Consider the following 5,405-nt stretch of genomic DNA (forward strand, 5'->3'; position numbering starts at 1 on the left):
CACCATGACCCTTGCCGCTCCCCACCTCAACCCCGTGGTCGCCCTGCTGGGCCGTCGCCTGCGCCTGGCCGTGATCGGCGGCGGGCCGGGCTCCTTCATCGGCCCCATGCACCGCCAGGCCGCGCGGCTGGACGACCGCTACGAGATCGTGGCCGCAGCCATGTCGTCGGACGCGCAACGTTCGGTGGCCGCCGGCGCGCAACTGGGCCTGCCCGCCGACCGCTGCCATCCCGACGCGCTGACCTTGATGGCCGCCGAAGCGGCACGCGCCGACGGCGCCGAGGTGGTGGCGATCATGACGCCCAACGACAGCCACTTTCCCTACGCGATGGCGGCGCTGGAGCATGGCTTCGACGTGATCTGCGACAAGCCCATGACCAACACCCTGGCCGAGGCCGCGCAGTTGCGCGAAGCGGCGTTGGCCAGCGGCCGCGTGTTCTGCCTGACGCACAACTACAGCGGCTACCCCATGGTGCGGCAGGCCCGCGCGATGGTGGCCGAGGGCCAGCTCGGTGATGTGCGCATGGTGCAGGTCGAGTACGTGCAGGGCGGTCGCGCCAAGCCCGGCCCGGGCCGCGTGGCCTGGAAAATCGACCCGGCGCGCGGCGGGCCGTCGCTGGTCATGGGCGACATCGGCACCCACGCGCACCAGTTGCTGCGCTTCGTCACCGGGCAGGAGGTGGCGCAGGTCGCGGCCGAGCTCGGCTGCGTGGTGCCCGATCGCACGGCGCACGACTTTGCGGGCGCGCTGCTGCGGCTCGACGGCGGCGCGCGCGGCAGCTTCTGGGTCACGCAGGCCGCCGCGGGGGTGGAAAACAGCCTGCGCATCCGCGTGAGCGGCTCGCTTGGCACGCTCGACTGGCATCAGGAACACCCGCAGGTGCTGGGCTTCAAACCGCTGGACGCGCCCGCGCAGACGCTCACCCCCCGGGGCCCCGGCACACTGCCGCTGGCGCTGCGCTCCACGCGCGTGGCCGCCGGCCACCCCGAAGGTTTCCCCGAGGCCTTCGCCAACCTGTATTCGGACGCGGCCGAGGCCATCGCCGCAAGGCGCGCCGGCCAGGCGCCCGACCCGCTGGCCCTGCACTTCCCCAACGCGCACGACGGCTGGATGGGCATGCGCTTTGTCGACGCGGTGATCCGCTCCAGCGACAGCGGCGGCGCATGGACGGCGGCCTGATGGGCGCCACGCTCTTGCGCCGAAGGTCGGCGCTGATGGGTGTCGCTGGCGGGCTGGCGCTGCTCGGCATGCGCCCCGCGTGGGCCGCTGCCGCACGCGCGGGGTGGCCCACGGCGTCGGCCGTGCCGGGCGGCGTGGCCCATGTGCCGTTGGGGCCTTCCGCTCAGCGCCCGGTGGCGTTCGCGGGCGAGGTGCCTCTGCTCGTGCTCGGCGGCACCGCAGGGTGGACCGCCCTGGTCGGCATCCCGCTGTCGGCCGAGCCTGGCGAGGCGCACATCACGGCCCAGATCGATGGCGGCGCAGCGCATGAGCTGCCCTACCGCGTGGCCCCCAAGCGCTATGCCGAGCAGCGCCTCAAGGTGGCGCCCAGGACCGTGGACCTGTCGTCAGAAGACCTCGCTCGTTTCGAGCGCGAGCGCGACCACCAGCAGACGGTGATTGCCAGCTTCAGCGAGCCGCTGCCCGCGACGCTGCGCATGCGGATACCCACCCCGGGTCGCCGCTCCAGCTCGTTCGGCCTGCGGCGGATCTTCAACGGTCAAGGGCGCAACCCGCACAGCGGCATGGACATCGCCGCCCCGCAGGGAACGCCTGTCGCGGCACCGCTGGCGGGCCGGGTGATCGACACCGGCGACTACTTCTTCAACGGCCAGACCGTCTGGCTGGACCACGGCGGTGGTCTGCTCAGCATGGTCTGCTCAGCATGGTCTGCCACCTCAGCGCCATCACCGTGCGCGTCGGCGACGCCCTGCCGGCGGGCGCCCGCCTGGGTGCGGTGGGCGCGACCGGGCGGGTCACCGGGCCGCACCTGCACTGGGGCGTGATGCTCAACCGTGCGATGGTGGACCCGGCGTTGTTTATTGACGGATAAGTCGCGGAATCCCCGGGTAAATGACGAAAGATCGCAGCGAATGCAGGCAAAATGCGGCCCTGCTCAAACCCCTGCACCGACGCTCTGGAGACTCTTTTGACCCGCGCCCTGTTTGCCCTCGCCGCCGCCGGCCTCCTGTTGACCGCTTGCTCCACGTCCAAACCCTATTGGTTCAAGAACGAGGTGAGCGCCTTTGACACCGCGAACTTCGAGTCGGAATGCAAGTTCCAGACGGGGCTGAGCAAGGTGAAAGAAGACCAGGCCGAGGAACTGGTCAAACACTGCATGCAGGCCAAGGGCTTCCGCCAGCGCGTGGACAAACCCAACTGAGCGCCCAGCAACAAAGAAAAAGCCCCGCTGTGCGGGGCTTTTTCATGGGCGTTTGAGTCCCATCAAGCCTATCAAGCCGGCGTGAGCCGCTCCAGACCGCCCATGTAGGGTCGCAGCACCTCGGGCACGGTCACGCTGCCGTCGGCGTTCTGACCGTTCTCCAGCACCGCCACCAGCGCGCGGCCCACGGCCAGACCGGAGCCGTTGAGCGTGTGCACCAGTTCGTTTTTGCCCTGGGCGTTCTTGAAGCGGGCTTGCAGGCGGCGCGCCTGGAAGGCTTCGCAATTGGAGACCGAGCTGATCTCGCGGTAGGCGCTCTGCGCTGGCACCCACACCTCCAGGTCATAGGTCTTGCTGGCACCAAAGCCCATGTCGCCGGTGCACAGGCTCATCACGCGGTAGGGCAGGCTCAGCTTCTGCAGGATGGCTTCGGCGTGGCCCGTCATGGCCTCCAGCGCTTCGTAGCTTTTCTCGGGATGCACGATCTGCACCATCTCGACCTTGTCGAACTGGTGCTGGCGGATCATGCCGCGCGTATCGCGCCCGGCGCTGCCCGCTTCGGAGCGGAAGCACGGCGTGTGCGCGGTCATCTTGATCGGCAGCTCGGCCTCGGCCAGCACGGTGTCGCGCACCACGTTGGTCAGCGTCACCTCGCTGGTCGGGATCAGGTACAGCCTGCGAGAGCTGAGATCCGATAGAGTTTTGTCAAACATAGACGCAAGCGCGCCGCCAGCTCCGACATGGAAAAGATCCTGTTCAAACTTGGGCAATTGACCGGTGCCGCGCAGGGTGTCGGCGTTGACGATGTAGGGCGTGTAGCACTCGGTATAGCCGTGTTCCTGCGTCTGCGTGTCCAGCATGAACTGGGCGAGCGCACGGTGCAGGCGGGCGATGGGACCGCGCATGAAGGTGAAACGCGAACCCGCCAGCTTGACGCCGGTGTCGAAATCCAGACCCAGCTTTTCACCGATGTCCACGTGGTCGCGCACATCGAAATCGAACGCCCTGGGCGTGCCCCAGCGGCGCACTTCCACGTTGCCCTCTTCGCCCGCTCCCACCGGCACGCTCTCGTGCGGCAGGTTGGGCACGGCCAGGAGCAGATCTTGCAGATTGGCTTGAGTGTCCGCCAGTTGCGTTGCAAGGTTGTCCAACTCTTCGTTGGTAGAGACACTATCGGCCTTCATTTGCTCCAAGAGACGATCATTGACACCAATTTGATCGAACTCTTCTTCGGCAACTAAGCGCGCTCGCCGGCCCATGAGAGCGCCGATCTCTTTTGAAAGCTTGTTTCGCTTGGCCTGCAGCGCTTCCGAACGAGACTGCTGCTCTTTGCGCAGCACCTCTAGCACTTCAAACTGAAACTCGTCCAGGTAAGGCTGGGGCTGTTTGCGGGTTTCCAGGCGCGCCACGACGGCGGCCAGGTCTTTGCGGAGGAGGAGGATGTCGAGCATGGGGAGATTGTAGGTTTGGAGCAGAACAGGTAGAGCGCCAAGGACGCTCAACCCAGGCCAGCGCGGAACCGGCTCCGCCGGGCCGCTGCTGGCGCCCCCTGGGGGGTGACGCCGAAGGCGGCGCGGGGGGCTAATGGTCAATGGATGTGTTCAACCGGGCCATCGCCTGTGATCTTCAGCCCTTTGGGCAGCGGGAACTTGATGGTCTCCGTCAGTCCGTCCATGCGACGTACCGCGATGGCGCCAAAGGCCCTCAGGCGCTCGATGACCTGCTGCACCAGGATGTCGGGCGCCGACGCGCCGGCCGTGAGGCCCACGCGGGACTTGCCCTCGAACCACTCGGCCTGCAGCTCGTCGGCGCTGTCCACCATGTGGCTGGGCGTGCCGAGCTTGATCGCGACCTCGCGCAGGCGGTTGCTGTTGGAGCTGGTGGGGCTGCCGACCACGATCACGATGTCCACCTGCGGGCTCATGAGTTTGACGGCGTCCTGCCGGTTTTGCGTGGCATAGCAGATGTCCTGCTGCTTGGGCTCACGCACCTTGGGGAAACGCGCCTTCACGGCCGCCAGAATGCCGACCGTGTCGTCCACCGACAGCGTGGTCTGCGTGACCACCGCCAGCTTGTCGCTCTGGGCCGGCTGCACCCGCGCCACGTCCGCAATGTCCTCCACCAGGTGGATGCCGTCGCTGAGCTGACCCATCGTGCCCTCGACCTCGGGGTGTCCCTTGTGGCCGATCATGATGAACTCAAAACCTTCCTTGTGCAGCTTGGCCACCTCCACGTGCACCTTGGTCACCAGCGGGCAGGTGGCGTCAAAAATCTGGAAGCCGCGCGCACGCGCTTCGTCCTGCACCGCCTTGCTCACGCCGTGCGCCGAAAACACCAGCGTGGCGCCGGGGGGCACGTCGGAGAGCTCCTCGATGAAGATCGCGCCCTTGTCCTTGAGGTCGTTGACCACATAGGTGTTGTGCACGATCTCGTGGCGCACATAGATCGGCCGGCCAAACTTGGCCAGCGCACGCTCGACGATCTCGATGGCGCGGTCCACGCCGGCGCAGAAGCCGCGCGGTTCAGCCAGAAGAATTTCACTCATCAAAGCACCCCGATCAGTTGCACTTCAAAGTGCACCGGCTGGCCCGCCAGCGGGTGGTTGAAGTCGAACAGCACGGCGCCGTCTTCGCGCACCTCGACCGCCGAGCCGGCGTAGCTGCCCAGGCCATCGGGCGTGGGGAACTGCACCACGTCGCCCGCCACGTACTGTTCGTGCGGGTCGCCCAGCTCGCTCAGCAGCTTGCGCGCGACCCACTGCACCATCTCGGTCTGACGTTCACCAAAGGCCTCGCCGGCGGCCAGTTCGATCACGGTTCGCGTGCCCTCCTCCAGGCCCATCAGGCGCTGCTCGATGGCCGGCGAGAGCTGCCCGGAGCCCAGGCTCAGGGTCGCGGGCTGCCCCTCGAAGGTGTCGATGATCACTTGGCCCTGCGGACCGGACATGCGGTAGTGCAGGGTGAGAAAAGAGCCGTCTTGGACTTGGGTCATGGACAAATGGGGGATGAAACGCAGGGGGTGGTG

General features: G+C 67.2%; 5 protein-coding genes and 1 pseudogene. 3 read left to right on the top strand and 3 right to left on the bottom strand.

From position 1 onward, the window contains the following. From B0E41_RS17725 to B0E41_RS17735, 3 genes and pseudogenes are all read left to right on the top strand, one after another. A partial coding sequence (locus B0E41_RS17725) for a Gfo/Idh/MocA family oxidoreductase (protein WP_253194982.1) occupies positions 1 to 1,180 on the top strand: 1,180 nt, incomplete at its 5' end. Between the two features lie 68 nt (positions 1,181 to 1,248). Next, a pseudogene (locus B0E41_RS17730) lies at positions 1,249 to 2,051 on the top strand (peptidoglycan DD-metalloendopeptidase family protein). A gap of 96 nt (positions 2,052 to 2,147) precedes the next feature. Continuing rightward, positions 2,148 to 2,381 (top strand): hypothetical protein, encoded by a 234-nt coding sequence (locus tag B0E41_RS17735; protein ID WP_077332764.1) that lies wholly within the window; start codon positions 2,148 to 2,150, stop codon positions 2,379 to 2,381. A gap of 71 nt (positions 2,382 to 2,452) precedes the next feature. Here B0E41_RS17735 and serS read toward each other — a convergent pair whose 3' ends face one another. The 3 genes from serS to B0E41_RS17750 all read right to left on the bottom strand — a co-directional run bounded on the left by serS (position 2,453) and on the right by B0E41_RS17750 (position 5,372). Next, positions 2,453 to 3,832, bottom strand: coding sequence for a serine--tRNA ligase (serS, locus tag B0E41_RS17740; protein ID WP_077332766.1), 1,380 nt, complete (start codon positions 3,830 to 3,832; stop codon positions 2,453 to 2,455). 137 nt (positions 3,833 to 3,969) lie between these two features. Then, positions 3,970 to 4,926: a 4-hydroxy-3-methylbut-2-enyl diphosphate reductase gene (gene ispH, locus B0E41_RS17745; protein ID WP_077332768.1), complete on the bottom strand. Its 957-nt coding sequence runs from the start codon at positions 4,924 to 4,926 to the stop codon at positions 3,970 to 3,972. Continuing rightward, positions 4,926 to 5,372, bottom strand: coding sequence for an FKBP-type peptidyl-prolyl cis-trans isomerase (locus tag B0E41_RS17750; RefSeq protein ID WP_077332770.1), 447 nt, complete (start codon positions 5,370 to 5,372; stop codon positions 4,926 to 4,928). The genes ispH and B0E41_RS17750 overlap by 1 nt, the downstream gene beginning before the upstream one ends. Between the last annotated feature and the right edge of the window lie 33 nt (positions 5,373 to 5,405).

This window comes from Hydrogenophaga sp. A37 (assembly GCF_002001205.1).
In the GTDB taxonomy this organism is placed as follows: domain Bacteria; phylum Pseudomonadota; class Gammaproteobacteria; order Burkholderiales; family Burkholderiaceae_C; genus Hydrogenophaga.